Annotated in this window: 17 protein-coding genes and 1 tRNA gene; 14 read left to right on the top strand and 4 right to left on the bottom strand. The window is 66.9% G+C overall.

Annotated features, from left to right (window positions below; translation table 11 throughout):
- Window positions 1-158: 158 nt before the first annotated feature.
- Window positions 159-698: an SH3 domain-containing protein gene (locus EV665_RS20515; protein WP_133035495.1), complete on the top strand. Its 540-nt coding sequence runs from the start codon at window positions 159-161 to the stop codon at window positions 696-698.
- Here EV665_RS20515 and EV665_RS20510 read toward each other — a convergent pair.
- Both EV665_RS20510 and efp read right to left on the bottom strand, forming a co-directional pair.
- Window positions 691-1,683 (bottom strand): adenosine kinase, encoded by a 993-nt coding sequence (locus EV665_RS20510; RefSeq protein WP_133035494.1) that lies wholly within the window; start codon window positions 1,681-1,683, stop codon window positions 691-693. The two genes, EV665_RS20515 and EV665_RS20510, sit on opposite strands and share 8 nt — an antisense overlap.
- 175 nt (window positions 1,684-1,858) lie before the next feature.
- The gene (efp, locus tag EV665_RS20505; protein WP_064332100.1) at window positions 1,859-2,428 is read right to left on the bottom strand and encodes an elongation factor P; all 570 of its coding nucleotides are present in this window, start codon (window positions 2,426-2,428) and stop codon (window positions 1,859-1,861) included.
- 161 nt (window positions 2,429-2,589) lie between these two features.
- Here efp and epmA point away from each other — a divergent pair, with 161 nt between their 5' ends.
- From epmA to EV665_RS20485, 4 genes are all read left to right on the top strand, one after another.
- Window positions 2,590-3,645, top strand: coding sequence for an EF-P lysine aminoacylase EpmA (epmA, locus tag EV665_RS20500; RefSeq protein ID WP_133035493.1), 1,056 nt, complete (start codon window positions 2,590-2,592; stop codon window positions 3,643-3,645).
- Window positions 3,642-4,703, top strand: a complete 1,062-nt coding sequence (locus tag EV665_RS20495; RefSeq protein WP_133035492.1) for a lysine-2,3-aminomutase-like protein — start codon at window positions 3,642-3,644, stop codon at window positions 4,701-4,703. Before epmA ends, EV665_RS20495 begins: the two co-directional genes overlap by 4 nt.
- A gap of 248 nt (window positions 4,704-4,951) precedes the next feature.
- Window positions 4,952-5,656 carry a GntR family transcriptional regulator gene (locus EV665_RS20490; RefSeq protein WP_133035491.1) on the top strand — a complete coding sequence of 235 codons (705 nt, stop codon included), beginning with the start codon at window positions 4,952-4,954 and terminating at the stop codon, window positions 5,654-5,656.
- Between the two features lie 121 nt (window positions 5,657-5,777).
- Window positions 5,778-6,740 carry a dihydrodipicolinate synthase family protein gene (locus EV665_RS20485; protein WP_064332104.1) on the top strand — a complete coding sequence of 321 codons (963 nt, stop codon included), beginning with the start codon at window positions 5,778-5,780 and terminating at the stop codon, window positions 6,738-6,740.
- A 270-nt stretch (window positions 6,741-7,010) separates the two neighbouring features.
- Here EV665_RS20485 and EV665_RS20480 read toward each other — a convergent pair whose 3' ends face one another.
- On the bottom strand, window positions 7,011-8,048 hold the full coding sequence (locus EV665_RS20480) for an Ldh family oxidoreductase (protein WP_133035490.1): 1,038 nt from the start codon (window positions 8,046-8,048) through the stop codon (window positions 7,011-7,013).
- 148 nt (window positions 8,049-8,196) lie between these two features.
- Here EV665_RS20480 and EV665_RS20475 point away from each other — a divergent pair, with 148 nt between their 5' ends.
- The 7 genes from EV665_RS20475 (at window position 8,197) to lhpI (ending at window position 15,958) form a co-directional block, all read left to right on the top strand.
- A complete protein-coding gene (locus tag EV665_RS20475; protein WP_133035489.1) occupies window positions 8,197-9,714 on the top strand; it encodes an aldehyde dehydrogenase (NADP(+)) in 1,518 nt (505 codons plus the stop codon).
- Between the two features lie 178 nt (window positions 9,715-9,892).
- On the top strand, window positions 9,893-10,702 hold the full coding sequence (locus tag EV665_RS20470; RefSeq protein WP_133035488.1) for an ABC transporter substrate-binding protein: 810 nt from the start codon (window positions 9,893-9,895) through the stop codon (window positions 10,700-10,702).
- A 65-nt stretch (window positions 10,703-10,767) separates the two neighbouring features.
- Window positions 10,768-11,433: an amino acid ABC transporter permease gene (locus EV665_RS20465; protein WP_133035487.1), complete on the top strand. Its 666-nt coding sequence runs from the start codon at window positions 10,768-10,770 to the stop codon at window positions 11,431-11,433.
- Between the two features lie 11 nt (window positions 11,434-11,444).
- Window positions 11,445-12,095 carry an amino acid ABC transporter permease gene (locus EV665_RS20460; protein WP_133035486.1) on the top strand — a complete coding sequence of 217 codons (651 nt, stop codon included), beginning with the start codon at window positions 11,445-11,447 and terminating at the stop codon, window positions 12,093-12,095.
- The gene (locus EV665_RS20455; protein ID WP_133035485.1) at window positions 12,088-12,810 is read left to right on the top strand and encodes an amino acid ABC transporter ATP-binding protein; all 723 of its coding nucleotides are present in this window, start codon (window positions 12,088-12,090) and stop codon (window positions 12,808-12,810) included. Before EV665_RS20460 ends, EV665_RS20455 begins: the two co-directional genes overlap by 8 nt.
- Window positions 12,811-12,817: 7 nt before the next feature.
- On the top strand, window positions 12,818-14,068 hold the full coding sequence (locus EV665_RS20450) for an NAD(P)/FAD-dependent oxidoreductase (RefSeq protein WP_133035484.1): 1,251 nt from the start codon (window positions 12,818-12,820) through the stop codon (window positions 14,066-14,068).
- 207 nt (window positions 14,069-14,275) lie between these two features.
- Window positions 14,276-15,958: a cis-3-hydroxy-L-proline dehydratase gene (gene lhpI / locus EV665_RS20445; RefSeq protein ID WP_133035483.1), complete on the top strand. Its 1,683-nt coding sequence runs from the start codon at window positions 14,276-14,278 to the stop codon at window positions 15,956-15,958.
- A gap of 116 nt (window positions 15,959-16,074) precedes the next feature.
- On the opposite strand, the gene EV665_RS20440 is transcribed toward lhpI, so the two are convergent.
- Window positions 16,075-16,164, bottom strand: a tRNA-Ser gene (locus EV665_RS20440).
- 234 nt (window positions 16,165-16,398) lie between these two features.
- On the opposite strand from EV665_RS20440, the gene EV665_RS20435 reads away from it, so the two are divergent.
- Together EV665_RS20435 and msrA are read left to right on the top strand one after the other, a co-directional pair.
- Window positions 16,399-16,719 (top strand): hypothetical protein, encoded by a 321-nt coding sequence (locus tag EV665_RS20435; RefSeq protein ID WP_244770395.1) that lies wholly within the window; start codon window positions 16,399-16,401, stop codon window positions 16,717-16,719.
- An 82-nt stretch (window positions 16,720-16,801) separates the two neighbouring features.
- The gene (gene msrA, locus EV665_RS20430; RefSeq protein WP_133035482.1) at window positions 16,802-17,452 is read left to right on the top strand and encodes a peptide-methionine (S)-S-oxide reductase MsrA; all 651 of its coding nucleotides are present in this window, start codon (window positions 16,802-16,804) and stop codon (window positions 17,450-17,452) included.
- Window positions 17,453-17,622 lie beyond the last annotated feature (170 nt).

Here is a 17,622-nt window from a genome sequence, read left to right as displayed (position 1 = left end):
ACGGGTCCTTAACCAAGTTGGGCAAGGATTGCTTCATCAGGGGCATTTTCTACCAGACCCGGTCGCGAAGACAATCCGCCCTCTTCGGCGTTCCTGCGATTTGCCACTTTGCGCCGGTTCGGCAGCGTAATGCCTCCTCCAGTTTGTGCGGATCGTCCATGCGTCACCTTGTCCTGCGTCTCAGCCTTGCCGCCCTTGTGGGCCTCCTCGTCTCCGTTGCCGGCGTCCAGTTCGCCCATGCCCAGGCGGCCAAGGGGCCGAGCGGCCTGCCGCTGCCCCGCTTCGTCAGCCTCAAGGCGAAAAGCGTCAACCTGCGCGTCGGCCCCAGCGTCGATTATGCCGTCGCCTGGCGCTATCTCAAATCCGGCGTGCCGGTGGAAATCATCCAGGAATACGATAACTGGCGCCGCATCCGCGATGCGGATGGCACGGAGGGCTGGGTCAACCAGGCGCTGCTCTCCGGCGAGCGCACCGCCGTCACCGCGCCGTGGATGCGCGGCAAGGGCGAGGGCATCTTCGTCAACATGCGCCGCGAGGCGATGCCGAACTCGACGGTCATCGCGAAGATCCAGCCCGGCGTCGTCATCAAGGTCGGCGAATGCAACGGCGACTGGTGCCGCGCCGAAGCGGACGGCACGGCCGGATGGGTCTCGCAGAACGAGATCTGGGGCGCCTATCCGGGCGAGGCCTTCAAGTAAGGCCGGCCTTCCTGGCCTCTTCCGCCAGCGAGAGCAGCGGACGGGGGCCGACGTGCTGGATGACGAGGCCGGCGGCAAGGCTGCCGAGCCGGCCGCAATCGGCCAGCGACCGCCCGGTCGTATAACCGTAGAGGAAGCCGGCGGCATAGAGATCGCCCGCGCCCGTCGTGTCGACGACGCTCGGAATGCTGATCGCCTCCACCCTGGTGCGTTCGCCGCCGGTCAGGATGACCGAGCCTTCCTCGCTCATCGTCACCACCGCCAGCCGGCAATCCTTAGCGATGCGCGTCAGCGCCTCCTCGAAATCCTCTGTCTCGTAGAGCGCCAGGGCTTCCGCCTTGTTGGCGAAGACGATGTCGATCGTGCCGGAGCGCATGAGGTCGAGGAACTCGTCGCGGTAGCGGTGCACGCAGAAGCTGTCCGACAGCGTCATCGACATTTCCCGGCCGTTCGCATGGGCGATGCGGGCGCAGTCGCGGATCGCGTCCTTGGCGCGCGGCGGATCCCAGAGATAGCCTTCGAAATAGGTGACCTTGGCCTCGGCGACGACGCTTTCCTCCACGTCTTCCGGCCCGAGCTCCACGCAGGCGCCGAGATAGGTGTTCATCGAGCGCTCGCCATCGGGCGTGACGAAGATCATCGAGCGGGCGGTCGGCGGCGGGCCGGCCAGCGGCATCGTCTCGAAATGCACGCCCTGGGCGCGGATGTCGTGGATGAAGATCTCGCCGAGCTGGTCGTTCGCCACCTTGCCGAAATAGGCGGCCCTGCCGCCGAAGCTGGCGACGCCCGAGGCGGTGTTGCCGGCGCTGCCGCCGGAGGCTTCGAGCGCGGGGCCCATGCGGGAATAGAGCAGTTCCGCCCGCTCGGCATCGATGAGGTTCATCGCGCCCTTGATGATGCCGTTGTCCGTGATGAAGTTCTCGTCGCAGCGCGCGATGATGTCGACGATGGCGTTGCCGACCGTCAGCACGTCGAATTTGGTCATGCGGGGTTCCCGTCTCGGTTGGGTAAGAGCCGGAGGTTGGTCTTAACGGATTTTCCGCAAGTTGGAAGAAAAAAAGCCGCCCGGCCGTTTCCGGCGGGCGGCTTCCTATGATGCGGCGCATAACCCTTTCGATCGGCATGATCGAGAGAAAGGAATTATGCGCCAATCAAAAGGCTCAGTCCTTGGCGCGTTCCACGTAGGAACCGTCTTCCGTCGCGATCACGACGCGCGTGCCGGCGGTGATGTGCGGCGGCACCAGCGTGCGCACGCCGTTCGACAGGATCGCCGGCTTGTAGGAGGACGAGGCCGTCTGGCCCTTGACGACCGGTTCGGTCTCGACGATCTCCAGCGTGACGTGGCGCGGCAGGTCGATGGCGATGGCGACGCCTTCATGCACCGACAGGATGACCGTCATGCCTTCCTGGAGGTAGGCCTTCAGGTCGCCGATGTCCTCGTGGGACATGGTCAGCTGGTCGTAGGTCTCCGGGTTCATGAAGTGGTAGCCGTCACCATCCTCGTAGAGGAAGTTGTGCTCGCGGTCCTCGACGAAGGCGCGCTCGACCTGTTCGGTCGTGCGGTAGCGTTCGGAAACCTTCACGCCGTCGGAGATGCGGCGCATGTCGATCTGGGTGACCGGCGTGCCCTTGCCCGGGTGGAAGTTCTGCGCCGTCAGCACGACATAGAGCTTGCCTTCGACCTCGAGGACATTGCCCTTGCGGACGGAAGAGGCGATGATCTTTACCATAAGTCTTCCTTGTAACTGGATGGATCACGGCGTAGAGGACCGCCTTGAGACGCCTTCCCCGGGTGCCGAAAATGTGTTTTCGGGGCCGCAACTACCCTATATTCCGGCAAAAGACCAGTCTGTCCGCCGGCAAGCGCGAAGAAACCTGTCACAGGAACGCCATGAGCCTGAAGCCCTCGCCCTGGTGGACGCCCGATGTCCATGCCGATCGCCGGCCGTTCCTTCTTGCGCGAAACCGTATCCAGGCGGCGCTGCGCGGCTGGTTCGCGGCGCGCGATTTCATCGAGGTCGACACGGCGACGCTGCAGGTCTCGCCCGGCAACGAGGCGCATCTGCACGCCTTCGAGACCGCCGCGATCGGCCATTCCGGCGCAAGGACGCCGCTCTACCTGCACACCTCGCCGGAATTCGCCTGCAAGAAGCTGCTGACGGCGGGGGAAAGGCGCATCGCCTGCTTCGCCCATGTCTACCGCAACCGCGAGCGCGGGCCGCTGCACCATCCCGAGTTCACCATGCTGGAATGGTATCGCGCGGGCGAGGCCTATGACGTGCTGATGGAGGATTGCGCCGAAATCCTCGCGCTGGCCGCCAGGGTGGCGGGGGCCGCGATGCTTACCTATCGCGGCGCGACCTGCGATCCGGCCTTGCCGCCCGAGCGGCTGACGGTGGCGGAAGCCTTCCGGCGCCATGCCGGCATCGACCTCCTCGCCTCGATCGATCCCGACGGCGCGACGGACCGCGCGCGCCTGGCCGCTTTCCTGCAGGCAGCCGGCCTGCGCGTGGCGGAAGACGACACCTGGACCGACCTCTTCAGCCGCGTGCTGGTGGAAAAGGTGGAGCCGCAGCTCGGTTTCGGCCGCGCCACCATCCTTTGCGAATACCCCACGGCGGAGGCAGCGCTCGCGCGGCCCGCCGCGCATGACGGGCGCGTCGCCGAGCGCTTCGAGCTCTATGCCTGCGGGGTGGAGCTGGCCAATGCCTTCGGCGAATTGACCGATGCGGGCGAGCAGCGCCGGCGCTTCGAGCTGGAAATGGCGGAAAAGGCCCGCGTCTACGACGAGACCTATCCGCTCGACGAGGATTTCCTCGCCGCGCTCGCCCATATGCCCGAGGCCAGCGGCATCGCGCTCGGCTTCGACCGGCTGGTCATGCTGGCGACGGGCGCCGCGCGCATCGACCAGGTGATCTGGGCGCCGGTGGCGGAGACCGCGCCATGACGGCGGCGCGCAGCCTGACGACGGTGGCGGAGCTGGTCGAGGCCGGCCTCGTTCCCGAGGCGCGGCGGGCGGGCGCGGCGGCGGTCGCCGCGCGCTATGCCGTCGCCGTCACGCCGTCGCTCGTCGCGCTGATCGATCCGGCCGATCCGAACGATCCGGTCGCCCGCCAGTTCGTGCCCGATGCCGCAGAACTCGTGACCCTGCCGGAGGAGCGCGCCGACCCGATCGGCGACCTCGCGCACAGCCCCGTCGAGGGCATCGTGCACCGGTATCCCGATCGCGTCCTCCTGAAGGCCGTGCATGTCTGCCCGGTCTATTGCCGCTTCTGCTTCCGCCGCGAGATGGTCGGGCCGGAAGGGCTCGGCACCCTGTCCGCCCAGGCGCTCGATGCGGCGATCGCCTATATCGCGGCCCGGCCGGCGATCTGGGAGGTGATCCTGACGGGCGGCGATCCGCTCGTGCTCTCGCCGCGCCGGCTGCAGGCCATTCTGGAACGGCTTGCTGCCATTCCTCACGTGAAGATCGTGCGGTTCCACAGCCGGGTGCCCGTCGTCGATCCGGCGCGGGTGGATGCCGCGCTGATCGCGGCGCTGAAGGCCTCCGGCAAGACGACCTATGTGGCGCTGCATGCCAACCATCCGCGCGAATTCACGGCCGAGGCCCGCGCCGCCATCGCCCGCATCGTCGATGCCGGCCTGGTGATGATCAGCCAGACGGTGCTCCTGAAGGGCGTCAACGACGATGCGGCGGTGCTGGCCGACCTGATGCGCACCTTCGTCGAGAACCGGGTCAAGCCCTATTACCTGCACCATCCCGACCTGGCGCCCGGCACCGCGCATTTCCGCCTGACGCTCGCCGAGGGCAGGGCGCTGGTCGAAAGCCTGCGCGGCCGCGTCTCCGGCCTGTGCCAGCCGGCCTATATCCTCGACATCCCCGGCGGGCACGGCAAGGTGCGGGCGGATTCGGCGGCGGTCGAAGAGGCGGACGACGGCTGTTTCCGCCTTCTCGATTTCCGCGGGGAAACGCATCTCTATCCGCCGCGGCAGGACGAGGCGTAGCGCCGGCGCGAACGACCAGCGCGGAACGGAACCGCCCTTCAGGACAAAAGAGGGGCCTGCCGGCGCCACGGCGTCTCGCCGGGCGGGGCTTTCATACGCGTTTTTTCATCTTTGTGCGCGGCAGGTGCCGGATTTCCCGAAATCCCGGCCCCCGGAGACTTGACGACAGTTTCGTCAAAATGCCCACTTTAAACGATTGATAGCGCTGCCGGACAATTGTATTTCTTTTGTCGACAAGAGGATTTTCGATGACCGATACCGATTCCAGTTCCCTGCCCGAACGCAAGCGTGGCTCCGGCGTGAAGATGGTCTATGACCTGCTGCGCGACGAGATCCTCGACCTGAAGCTCGCCCCCGGCAGCCCGATCGACGAGGTGCAGCTTGCCGAGCGGTTCAAGATGTCGCGCACGCCGATCCGCGAGGCCCTTGTGCGGCTGGCCGGCGAGGGGCTGATCGAGACCCTGCCGAACCGCTCGACCATGGTCTCGAACATCGACTTCCTCAACCTGCACACCTTCTTCGACGCGCTGGTGCTGATGTACCGCGTGACGACGCGGCTTGCGGCGCAGGCGCACCGCCCGGAGGACCTCGCCGTCATCAGAGGCTTCCACGAGGACTATGCGGCGGCACTTGCGGCGCGCGACCCCCTGAAGATGATCGCCACCAATGCCGCCTTCCATGCCGCCATCGCCGAGGCCGGGCGCAATCCCTATTTCACCAGCCTGTTCCGCCGGCTGCTCGACGAGGGACGGCGCATCCTGCAGCTCTACTACCAGTCCTACGACGAACAGTTCCCCCAGCGCTTCGTGGACGAGCATGCCGCGATCATCGCCGCCATCGCAGCGCGCGACATCGAGGAGGCGGACCGGCTCGGCAAGGCCCATGCCGAGGCGATCGTCGCCCAGGTACAGAAGCTGTTCAGCCGCAACGACAGGCTCGACATCACGCTCTGACGGAGTTTGTATTTTTCTTGTCGACAAATAAAATACAAGGTGCTATACCCATCATCAGAGAGGGGGAGGCCTCGTGCATCGTGCCGGCCGCCCATCCGCCGAACCGCCAAAGGAGACCGACATGAAGGCCAAGATTTTTTCCGGTGTCATTCCCGCCCTGATGACCCCCTGCAAGGACGACCGCACGCCGGATTTCGACCAGCTGGTGCGCAAGGGCAGGGAACTCATCGAAAAGGGCATGTCGGCCGTCGTCTATTGCGGCTCGATGGGTGACTGGCCGCTCTTGACCGACGAACAGCGCATGGAAGGCGTCGAGCGCCTCGTCAAGGCGGGCATCCCGGTCATCGTCGGCACCGGCGCCGTCAACACCGCCTCGGCCGTCGCCCATGCCGCGCATGCCCAGAAGGTCGGCGCGCAGGGCCTCATGGTCATCCCGCGCGTGCTCTCCCGCGGCTCCGTCGTCGCCGCCCAGAAGAACCATTTCAAGGCGATCCTCTCGGCCGCTCCGGACCTGCCGGCCGTCATCTACAACAGCCCCTATTACGGCTTCGCCACCCGGGCCGACCTGTTCTTCGCGCTGCGCGAGGACCACAAGAACCTCGTCGGCTTCAAGGAGTTCGGCGGCGCGGCCGACATGCGCTATGCGGCCGAGAACATCACCAGCCGCGACGATGACGTCTCGCTGATGATCGGCGTCGATACCTGCGTCTTCACCGGCTTCGTCGATTGCGGCGCCGTCGGCGCGATCACCGGCATCGGCTGCGTGCTGCCCAAGGAAGTCCTCCACATGTGCAACCTCGCCCAGGCCGCTGCCAAGGGCGACCCGGACGCCCGCGCCCGCGCGCTGGAGCTGGAATCGGCGCTCGCCGTGCTCTCCTCCTTCGACGAAGGCCCGGATCTCGTCCTCTACTTCAAGCACATGATGGTGCTGAAGGGCGACAAGGAATACACGCTGCACTTCAACGAGACCGACGCGCTCTCCGACAGCCAGCGCGGCTATGTCGAGACCCAGCTGAAGCTGTTCGACACCTGGTATGCCGAATGGAGCAAGCTGCCGGGCGCCGTGCAGACCTACAAGGCATAGGGTTTGACGCCTTCTGGCAACAGGAAAGGCCCTCCGCAAGGAGGGCCTTTTGTTTTGGCGGCGATCGTGTGTGTCTGGCTGCGGCGAGCGATACGCCCCTGCGGCATTTCATGCCAAGGGCCCTCCCTCCTCCGTCATGCTCGGGCTTGACCCGAGCATCCATGCGACAAGCGAGGCGTACCGAGGGTTGGATCCTCGGGTCAAGCCCGAGGATGACGCTCGTGGGGATGCTCGCGACTCATTCGCCGGCTAATGAAAAGAGCGACGCGATCAGCCGATCGCATCCAGCCCCTTTTCCAGCAGGCGGTCGAGCTGCTCGATCTCGGCGGCGGTGAGCGTGACACCGTCCGCCTCGGATTTCCTGCGTGCCACGAAGCGGCGCTGCGAGGGCAGGCGGGCGCCCTGGCCGACGATGGCCTCGAACAGCACTTCGGCGCGGGCGAAGGGATCGCCGGGCCGACCGGCGGAGAAGGCCTCCGGCGACATGGCGATGATCAGCTCGCCATGGAAGGGCGCAAGCGTCGTGGTGCCGAGATAGTCCAGCACTTCCGGGCTCGTCAGGTCGCCGATCATGATGCCGGCGAGCAGTTCGATCATCGTGCCGATGGCCGAGCCCTTGTGGCCGCCGAAGGGCAGCATGGCGCCGGCGAGCGCGGCTTCCGGATCGGTGGTCGGGTTGCCCTCGGCGTCGATCGCCCAGCCCTCGGGCAGTTGTTTGCCGGCGCGGCGGTGCAGTTCGATCTCGCCGCGGGCGGCGACCGAGGTGGCGAAGTCGAAGACATAGGGCGCATCGCCCTTGCGCGGCCAGCCGAAGGCGAAGGGATTGGTGCCGAGCAGCGGCCTGTTGCCGCCGGTGGGCGCGACGGTGGCGTAGCTCGGGCACATGACGAGGCCGGCAAGGCCTTCATTTGTCACGGCCTCCACCTCCGGCCAGAGGGCGGAGAAATGCGTGCAGTCGTTGATGACGAGCGCGGCAAGGCCGAGCGAGCGGGCGCGCGCGGCAAGAACCGGCACGCCGAGTTCGAAGGCCGGGTTGGCAAAGCCGCCGCCGGCATTGACCTTGACGATGGCCGAGCCCTCGTTGGCATCCAGCACCGGCACGGCGTCCGGCTTGACCTTTCCGGCCTTTACTGTGCGCAGCGCACCCTCGATCCGGTAGATGCCGTGCGACTTGCAGGCGTCGCGCTCCCCGGCGACGATGACGCGGGCAAGCGCGCTGGCCTGCACGGCATTGAGCCCGGCCTTGCGGAAGATCGCTTCCACCCGTTCATGAAGGGCGGCAATCGTCAGGGTGGAGGTCTGCGTCATCTTGGTCTCTTCCGCTTTTGCCGACCGGGGCAGGTTGGCGATTGAACATTTGCATACATAGAGTATACAAGATTTCGACAAGTGCAATTCGCCCTGCAAGAGTCTATGTCAGGGGCGAATCCCTCTTCCCGTGAGAAAGGTACGTCTAATGGCTTTCACTCCCAACGGTAAACATCTCGTCGCAGGCGAATGGCTTGACGGAAACGGCACCTTCACCTCCTCGCCCGCCCATGGCCCGGCGCACGGCTTTGCCGTCGGCACGGTGGAGCTGGTGAACAAGGCCGCGCAAGCCGCCGAAGACGCCTTCCTCAGCTACGGCTATTCCTCCCGCGCGACACGCGCCGCGTTCCTGCGCGCCATCGCCGACGAGATCGAGGCCCGGGCAGAAGCGATCACCGAGATCGGCACGCAGGAGACCGGCCTGCCGGTCGCGCGCCTTCAGGGCGAGCGCGGCCGCACCACCGGCCAGCTCCGCCTCTTCGCCGATCATATCGAGAAGGGCGACTATCTCGACCGCCGCTTCGACGCCGCCCTGCCGGAGCGCCAGCCGCTGCCGCGCCCGGAAATCCGCCTGATCCAGCGGCCGCTCGGCCCGGTCGCCGTCTTCGGCGCCTCCAACTTCCCGCTCGCCTTCTCCACGGCCGGCGGCGACACGGCGGCCGCGCTTGCCGCCGGTTGCCCCGTCGTCGTCAAGGGGCACTCGGCCCATCCGGGCACGGGCGAGATCATCGCCGAGGCCATCGAGGCCGCCATCAGGAAGGCCGGCGTCCATCCGGGCGTCTTCTCGCTCATCCAGGGCGGCAACCGCCAGGTCGGCGAGGCGCTGGTGCAGCATCCGCTGATCAAGGCCGTCGGCTTCACCGGCTCGCTCGCCGGCGGCCGCGCCCTCTTCAACCTGTGCGCCGCCCGTCCGGAGCCGATCCCGTTCTTCGGCGAGCTCGGCTCGGTCAACCCGATGTTCCTGCTGCCGCAGGCCATGAAGGCCCGCGCGGAAGGCCTCGGCCAGGGCTGGGCGGGCTCGCTCACCATGGGCGCCGGCCAGTTCTGCACCAATCCGGGCATCGCCATCGTTGAGGACGGCGCGGATGCCGACCGTTTCACCGCCGCCGCCGTGGAAGCGCTCGGCAAGGTCGGCCCGCAGACCATGCTGACCGACGGCATTGCCAAGGCCTACCAGGACGGCCAGGCGCGCTTTGAAAGCCGCAACACCGTCAAGCCGCTGCTGACGACGGAGTCCACCGGCCGCAACGCTCTGCCGAACCTCTTCGAGATCTCCGGCGAACAGTTCCTCGCCGACCACGCGCTTTCGGAAGAGGTCTTCGGCCCGCTCGGCCTTGTCGTGCGTGTCTCTTCGGTCGACGAGATGGAGAGGCTCGCCCGCAATTTCGAAGGCCAGTTGACGGCGACCATCCACATGGATGAAGGCGACCTTGCCGATGCCAGGCGCCTGCGCCCGGTCCTCGAGCGCAAGGCCGGCCGCGTGCTCGTCAATGGCTTCCCGACGGGCGTCGAGGTGGTGGATTCCATGGTGCATGGCGGCCCCTATCCGGCCTCCACGAACTTCGGCGCCACCAGTGTCGGCACCATGTCGATCCGCCGCTTCCTGCGCCCGGTCTCCTACCAGAACATGCCGGAAGGTCTGCTGCCCGAAGATTTCCTGAACTGATTCAATGTTCTAGCGCTCCTGTCGGCCGGGCTTCCCGTAAGGAGGCCCGGCCTACACATTTTCTCCTTCTGGGTATATACTTTTTGTATATTAGTTGTATTTTAGAGGCGGTTTACAGTTTCGGCGCAGGACGGACCTCCGCCGCGTGAATCGACAGACCAATCCAGGGAGAGAGTTTATGAAGAAGACCTCGGTCCTCGCCTTCGGCCTCGTGGCCGCCACCGCTCTGACCAGCCCGGCCAAGGCCGACAAGCTGGACGACATCATCTCGTCCGGCACGCTGCGCTGCGCCGTCGTTCTCGACTTCCCCCCGATGGGTGCGCGCGACGAGAACAACAACCCGATCGGTTTCGACGTCGACTACTGCAACGATCTAGCCAAGGCCCTCGGCGTCACCGCCGAGATCGTCGAAACGCCTTTCCCGGAGCGCATCCCGGCGCTGATGTCCGGCCGCGTCGATGTCGGCGTCGCCTCGACCTCCGACACGCTGGAGCGTGCCAAGACCGTCGGCATGTCGATCCCCTACTTCGCCTTCGAGATGGCTGTCACGGCCAACGACAAGTCGGGCATCAAGTCCTTCGAGGACATGAAGGGCAAGACGGTCGGCGCCACCGCCGGCACGTTCGAGGCCATCGCGCTCGAAAACTCGGTCAAGGAATGGGGCACTGGCGAGTTCCGTCCGTACCAGACCCAGGCCGACGTCTTCCTCGCGCTGAGCCAGGGCCAGATCGACGCGACGGTCTCCACCTCGACGGTTGCCCAGTCCAACGTCAAGAGCGGCAAGTTCGCCGGCATCTCCGTCGTCGGCAAGGCGCCCTATGACATCGACTATGTCGCGCTTTTCACCAACCGCGAAGAATACGGCCTGATCAACTACCTGAACCTCTTCGTCAACCAGCAGGTTCGCACCGGCCGCTACAAGGAACTCTACGAGAAGTGGGTCGGCGGCGACGTGCCGGACCTCTCGGTCGGCGGCGTCTACCGCTAAGAGCCGTTTCCAAGGCGGCGCGGGATGTCCCGCGCCGTCCATCGTTTCCGAAGGGTGAGACGGCAATGTTCAGTTACACTTTCCATTGGAACCAGGCGCTGAAGGCGTTGCCCCAGATGCTGGACGGCGCGCTGGTCACGCTGCAAATCGCGCTGCTCTCCATGGCCATCGGCCTTGCCGTCGCCCTGGCGCTGACGCTCTTCCGGCTGTCCGGCAACCGCATCCTCGGCGGCTTCGCCACCGCCTGGGTCGAGATCGCGCGCAACACGCCGGCCCTCTTCCAGATCTACATGGCCCATTTCGGCCTCGGCAGTTTCGGCATCCATCTCAGCCCCTATGCGGCGCTGCTCGTCGGCATCGCCTTCAACAATGCCGGCTATCTCGCGGAGAACTTCCGCGGCGCGCTGAAGGCGATCCCCGAGACGCAGACCCGCGCCGGCCGCTCCCTCGGCATGACCTCGCTGCAGGCCTTCCGTTACATCGTCATGCCGCAGATGCTGCGCGTCGCCTTCCTGCCCGCCACCAACCAGATGGTCTGGGCGATCCTGATGACGTCGCTCGGCGTCACCGTCGGCATGAACACCGACCTTGCCGGCATCACCCAGGAGCTGAACGCCCGCTCGTTCCGCACCTTCGAATTCTTCGCGATCGCGGCGGTCATCTACTACCTGATCGCCAAGGCCGTGACGCTGGCGGCGCGCCTCGCCGCCGCGCGCATGTTCCGCTACTGAGGGGGTAAGCCATGTTCGATACCGCTCTCACCCTTGCCGATCTCGGCTTCCTCGCCAAGGGCGCGGCCATGACGCTCGCCGTCACCGCCGTCTCCGTCCTCGCGGGCACCGTGCTCGGCGTCCTCTTCGGCGTCATCCGCAACCAGGTCGGCCCCTACTGGTCGATGCCGCTCACCTTCCTGCTCGACATCTTCCGCTCCGTGCCGCTGCTCATCCAGCTCGTGCTCGGCAATGCGATGCAGTCGATCATGAAGCTCGGCTGGGCGCCGTTCACCACCTCCTGCGTGGTGCTGTCGCTCTATACGGCGGCCTATTGCACCGAGATCGTGCGCGGCGGCATCTCCTCCGTGCCGGCCACCACGCGCCGCGCGGCCCGCTCGCTGGGCATGACCTGGTGGCAGGACATGCGCTACATCGTGGCCCCGCTCGCCACCCGTGTCTCGCTGCCCGCCTGGATCGGCCTGACGCTCGGCGTCATGAAGGATTCGGCCCTCGTGCTCTGGCTCGGCCTCATCGAGCTCTTGCGCGCCTCGCAGATCCTCGTGACGCGCCTGCAGGAGCCGCTGTTCATCCTGCTCATCTGCGGCGCCATCTACTTCATCATCAGCTTCCCCATCGCCCGGCTCGGCGGTTATCTCGAAAGACGGTGGTCCAATGATTGAGATCGAAAACGTCCGCAAATCCTTCGGCCAGCTCGAAGTCCTGAAGGGAATCAACCTCACCGTGGAGAAGGGCGAGGTGCTGACCATCATCGGCGGCTCGGGCTCGGGCAAGTCGACGCTGCTCACCTGCATCAACGGGCTGGAGACCATCGACAGCGGCCGCATCGTCGTCGACGGCACCGACGTGCATGCCAAGGGCACGGACCTCAACAAGCTGCGCCGCAAGCTCGGCATCGTCTTCCAGCAGTTCAACGCCTTCCCGCACCTGACCGTGCTCGAAAACGTCATGCTGGCGCCCGTCAAGGTTCTGGGCCAGTCGAAGGCCGAGGCCGAGGCGATGGCCGTCAAGCAGCTCACCCATGTCGGCCTCGGCGACAAGCTGAAGGTCTATCCGAGCCGCATGTCCGGCGGCCAGCAGCAGCGCATGGCGATCGCCCGGGCGCTTGCCATGTCGCCGGCCTACATGCTGTTCGACGAGGTGACCTCGGCGCTCGATCCGCAGCTCGTCGGCGAAGTGCTCGACACGCTACGCATGCTCGCCTCCGAGGGCATGACGATGATCTGCGTCACGCACGAAATGAAGTTCGCCCGCGAGGTCTCCGACCGCGTCGCCTTCTTCCACAAGGGCGTTATGGCCGAGATCGCCCCGCCGGAAGCGCTGTTCGGCGCGCCGAAGGATGCCGACCTGAAAACCTTCCTCGCTGCGACGCACTGAGGCGATGATGAAGACTGGAATCGAACCCGGCGTCGTCGTCATCGGCGCCGGCGTGGTCGGCCTTTCCGCGGCCATTGCCGCCCAGGCCCGCGGCCTCGCCGTCACGGTGCTCGAACGCGAAGCCCCCGCCGCCGGCGCTTCCGCCGGCAATGCCGGCGCCTTCGCCTTCACCGACATCCTGCCGCTCGCCTCGCCCGGCATCCTCAGGAAGGCGCCGAAATGGCTGCTCGACCCGCTCGGGCCGCTTTCCGTGCCGCCGTCCTACGCGCTGCAGATCGCGCCCTGGATGTTCCGCTTCTGGCGCGCCTGCTCGGCACGCCGCGTCGCCCATTCCACCGCCGCGCAGACCGCGCTGATGGACCTTTCCAGGGCCGAGCTGGAGCCCTTCCTCGGCGCGACCGGCACGCTTGCCATGCTGCGCAAGGAGGGCAATCTCCAGGTCTATGAAAGCCAGGCCGAGCTGAACGCCGCGCTGCCGGGCTGGAAGGCCCGCGAAGCGCACGGCATCGAATTCCGCCACATGGACGCCGCCGAAATGGCCGCGATCCAGCCCGGCCTCGCCCCGCGCTTCACGCACGGCACCTTCACGCCCGGCTGGTATTCCATCGCGGACCCGAAACTCTACACGCTGGCGCTCGCCGATCATTTTCGCGCGAAGGGCGGCAGGATCGAGCGTGCCGAGGTCTTGGGCCTCAGGCCCGTCGAAGGCGGCGTCGAGATCACGACGGCGGATGGCGGGACGCGGCGCGTGGAAAAGGTCGTGCTCGCGGCCGGCGCCTTCTCGCACCAGGTCGCCCGCACGCTCGGCGAGAGTATCCCGCTCGAGACCGAGCGCGGCTACAACACGACCTTGCCGTCGGACGCCTTCGACCTGAGGACGCAGGTCACCTTCGGCGGCCACGGCTTCGTCGTGACCCGGCTGTCGACCGGCATCCGCGTCGGCGGCGCGGTGGAACTCGGCGGACTGAAGCTGCCGCCGAATTTCCGCAGATCCGAGGCCATGCTGGAAAAGGCGAAAGCCTTCCTGCCCGGCCTGAAGCCGGCGGGCGGCGTGCAGTGGATGGGGTTCCGCCCCTCGCTGCCCGACAGCCTGCCCGCCATCGGCCGCGCCCGCGCGACGCCCGATGTCGTCTACGCCTTCGGCCACGGCCATCTCGGCCTCACCCAGTCCGCCGGCACGGCGCGGCTCGTCGCCGACCTCGTGACCGGCCGGCCGACGGCGATCGACATCGCGCCCTTCTCGCCGCAGCGTTTCTAGGCGACTGCGCCGGAGCGGTATCGCTTCGGCGCGGGAAAACACTATCCTGGAACAGTCCGGCGCGCCGGATGGCACCGGCCCTGCGCCAGGCCGTGCCAGCGTCCCTCGGGATCGCGGATATGCCGATACCCTGGTTTTCGCGCGTTTCCGGCAAGCGCGCGCCGCCTATCCTTGATGGAACCACCCCAGCAGCACAGGACCCGTCCCATGGCCGACCTCTCCGCCCGCAGCATCCTTTCCGGCACCGCCGCCGGCCCGGTCATCGCGACGGGCGAGGCGCTGAGCTTCTGGGGCGGCGTCGATCCCGCCACCGGCCGGGTCATCGACGTGCACCACCCGCTGCATGGCGTCACGATCACCGGCGGCATCCTGATGATGCCGTCGAGCCGCGGCTCCTGCACCGGCTCCGGCGTCCTGCTCGACCTTGCCCTCACTGGCCGCGCCCCCGCCGCCCTCGTCTTCAGCGAGGCGGAGGACGTCCTGACCCTCGGCGCCCTGATCGCCGCCGAGATGTTCGGAAAATCCCTGCCGGTCCTGCGCCTGTCGCAGGCGGCCTTCGATGCCCTCTGTCGCGCCCGGAGCGCCCGGATCGGCGAAACCGCCATCGAGGCTGACGGCCTCACGATCCCCGTCGCCCCGCCCGCCATCGCCGCGCTCGATCTGACGGAAGACGACCGCGCCATGCTGGACGGCCGCGACGGCATCGCCGTTGCGCTCGCCATGCGCATCACCACGGCCATGGCGGCCCAGCAGGGTGCCCACGAACTCGTCGATGTCGTGCAGGGCCATATCGACGGCTGCATCTATGCCAGCCCCGCCAACCTCACCTTCGCGGAAACGATGGCGGAGATGGGCGCGAAGGTCTGCGTGCCGACCACGATGAACGCCATCTCCGTCGACCGTGCCAACTGGCAGGCGCAGGGCGTGCCGCCGTCCTTCGGCGATCCCGCCGCCCGCCTCGCCGATGCCTATGTCCGCATGGGCTGCCGTCCGACCTTCACCTGTTCGCCCTATCTGCTGGACAGCGCGCCGAAGACCGGCGAGGCCATCGCCTGGGCCGAATCCAATGCCGTGATCTTCGCCAACACCGTGCTCGGCGCCCGCACGGCGAAGCATCCCGATTTCCTCGACCTCTGCATCGCGCTCACCGGCCGCGCGCCGCTGTCCGGTGTCTATCTCGACGAGCACCGCAAGGCGCGCCGCATCATCGACGTCGATCTGCCTGACGGGATCGACGATGCCTTCTGGCCGCTCATCGGCTATCTCGCCGGCCGTGCCGCGCCCGACCGCATCCCGCTCCTGCGCGGCCTTGCCGCGGCAAGGCCGACGCGGGACGACCTCAAGGCCCTCTGCGCCGCCTTCGGCACCACCTCCGCCGCGCCCATGCTGCACATCGAGGGCGTGACGCCGGAGGCGGACGGCGCGGCCTTGCCCGCGGCCGACCGCGTGACGATCACCCGCGCCGACATGGTCGAGGTCTGGACGATGTTCAACGAAGGCCCGGCCGAGGTCGAGCTCGTCGCCATCGGCAGCCCGCATGCCTCGCTCTCGGAATGCGAGGCCCTCGCCGATGCCCTCGCCGGCCGCAGGTGCCACGCCGACGTCGCCGTGATCGTCACCGCCGGCCGCGACGTGATGGCGGAAGCCGGGAATACCGTTGCCCGGCTGAGGGAGGGCGGCGTCCAGGTCCTGCCCGACCTCTGCTGGTGCTCGATCTCCGAACCGGTCTTCCCGCCGAAGACCCGCACGCTCCTCACCAATTCCGGCAAATACGCCCATTACGGCCCGGGCCTCTCCGGCCGCACCGTCCGCTTCGGCAATCTCTCCGACTGCATCGAAGCCGCCCTGACCGGCCGCGTCCCCCCACGCCTGCCCGCCTGGCTTTCCTGACCGCGGGACGGCAATGCCCGCCGGGGCTTGCCGGGCGGGCGTTCAGGGAACGCAAAGGCATGCGCCTCGGCGCGGATTTCCTCGGGGGAAGATCGGGGAGAACCTTGAAGGGAATATGGCGGACAGAGAGGGATTCGAACCCTCGATAGAGTTTCCCCTATACACGCGTTCCAGGCGTGCGCCTTCAACCACTCGGCCACCTGTCCGTCCGCTCGCTGCCGGCGGTCAATCCGGCGCGGACCGCTTTCCTGTTTCCATTTCGGCGGGACGGCGCGATATATACCGAGGTTTGCGGCGGGATCAACCGCTTTCTGACAGATTTTTGAAGGATGTTCGGGTTCGGGCGAAGGATTGCGGAAAGCCGGCAGTCTCCCTATCTATAGGCAGGAATGAAGCGGAGCGGATTTGGGCTTGCGCGGGCGGTATCTGGAAGGTGCGCGATGATACGGTTCATCCTGAAGGCCATCAGCCTCGTCGCGCTGGTCGTCGCCGTCATGGCGGGCACGATCGATGCGATCCAGTCGGTTTCAGCCTCCGAGCCGGTGCTGACGCCGCTCGCGGTCGCCTGGAGCACGGCAAGCCCGGACACGATCGCGCTCGTCGCCGACGGCATCATGCGCAACCTCCATCCCTATGCCTGGGATCCGGCGGCCATGTGGGTGCTCTCGCAGCCGGCCTTTGTCGTCCTGCTCGCCGTCTCGCTGTTCTTCTGGGTGATCGCCTACCGTCGCCCGCCCGTCGCGGGCCGCTTCACCGCCTGAAACACGCCTTTTCGCGCAGGTGCCGCCAAGCCAGGCGCTTTGCACCTTCGCTGGAATTGCCCAACCGGCCAGGAGGCCAGAAATGTTCCTGATCGACATGTTCAACAAGAAGACCGTCATGCCCGCGCCCGGCGCAGCCCTGCCCGGCCGCGCCGAACCCATCCCCACATCCAAGACCCACTTCGTCAACGGCCGGCCGCTGGAAGGCCCCTATCCGGACGGTTTCAAGACCGTGCTGCTCGGCATGGGCTGCTTCTGGGGCGCCGAGCGGCTGCTCTGGAAGATCCCGGGCGTCCATGTGACGGCGGCCGGCTATTCCGGCGGCTTCACGCCCAACCCCACCTATCACGAGACGACGACGGGCCTGACCGGCCATGCCGAGGTCGTGCGCGTCGTCTACGATCCCGCCGAGGTGAGCCTGGAGGCGCTGCTGAAGGCGTTCTTCGAGGCGCATGACCCGACCCAGGGCATGCGCCAGGGCAACGATATCGGCACGACCTATCGCTCGGCGATCTATCTCGACGACGCGGCGGACCTTGCGACCGCGCGCCGCGTGCGCGACGCCTACCAGGCCGCGCTGACGGCGGCGGGACGCACCGACAGGATCACCACCGAGATCGCCGAGGCCGGGCCGTTCTACTTCGCCGAGGATGTGCACCAGCAATATCTCGCCAAGAACCCGGGCGGCTATTGCGGCCTGCGGGGCACGGGCGTTTCCTGCGCCATCGGCTGATTTCGCAGGATTTTCAGAAGGATGCACGCCGCCGCGAAAAGGCTTTCGCGGCGGCTTCTATTTTTTACCAGTTGAAAAATTTCTGGTGAATTTTTCCTTGAGCCATGCAAGGATGCCGCCAGCCTGACCCAAGGGAACGGGTCGGTGGCTCCGTTGCGCGCCTTTCGGCG

It is taken from the genome of Shinella granuli (genome assembly GCF_004341885.1).
Lineage (GTDB): Bacteria > Pseudomonadota > Alphaproteobacteria > Rhizobiales > Rhizobiaceae > Shinella > Shinella granuli.
This window is presented reverse-complemented; position numbering and strand designations above follow the sequence as displayed.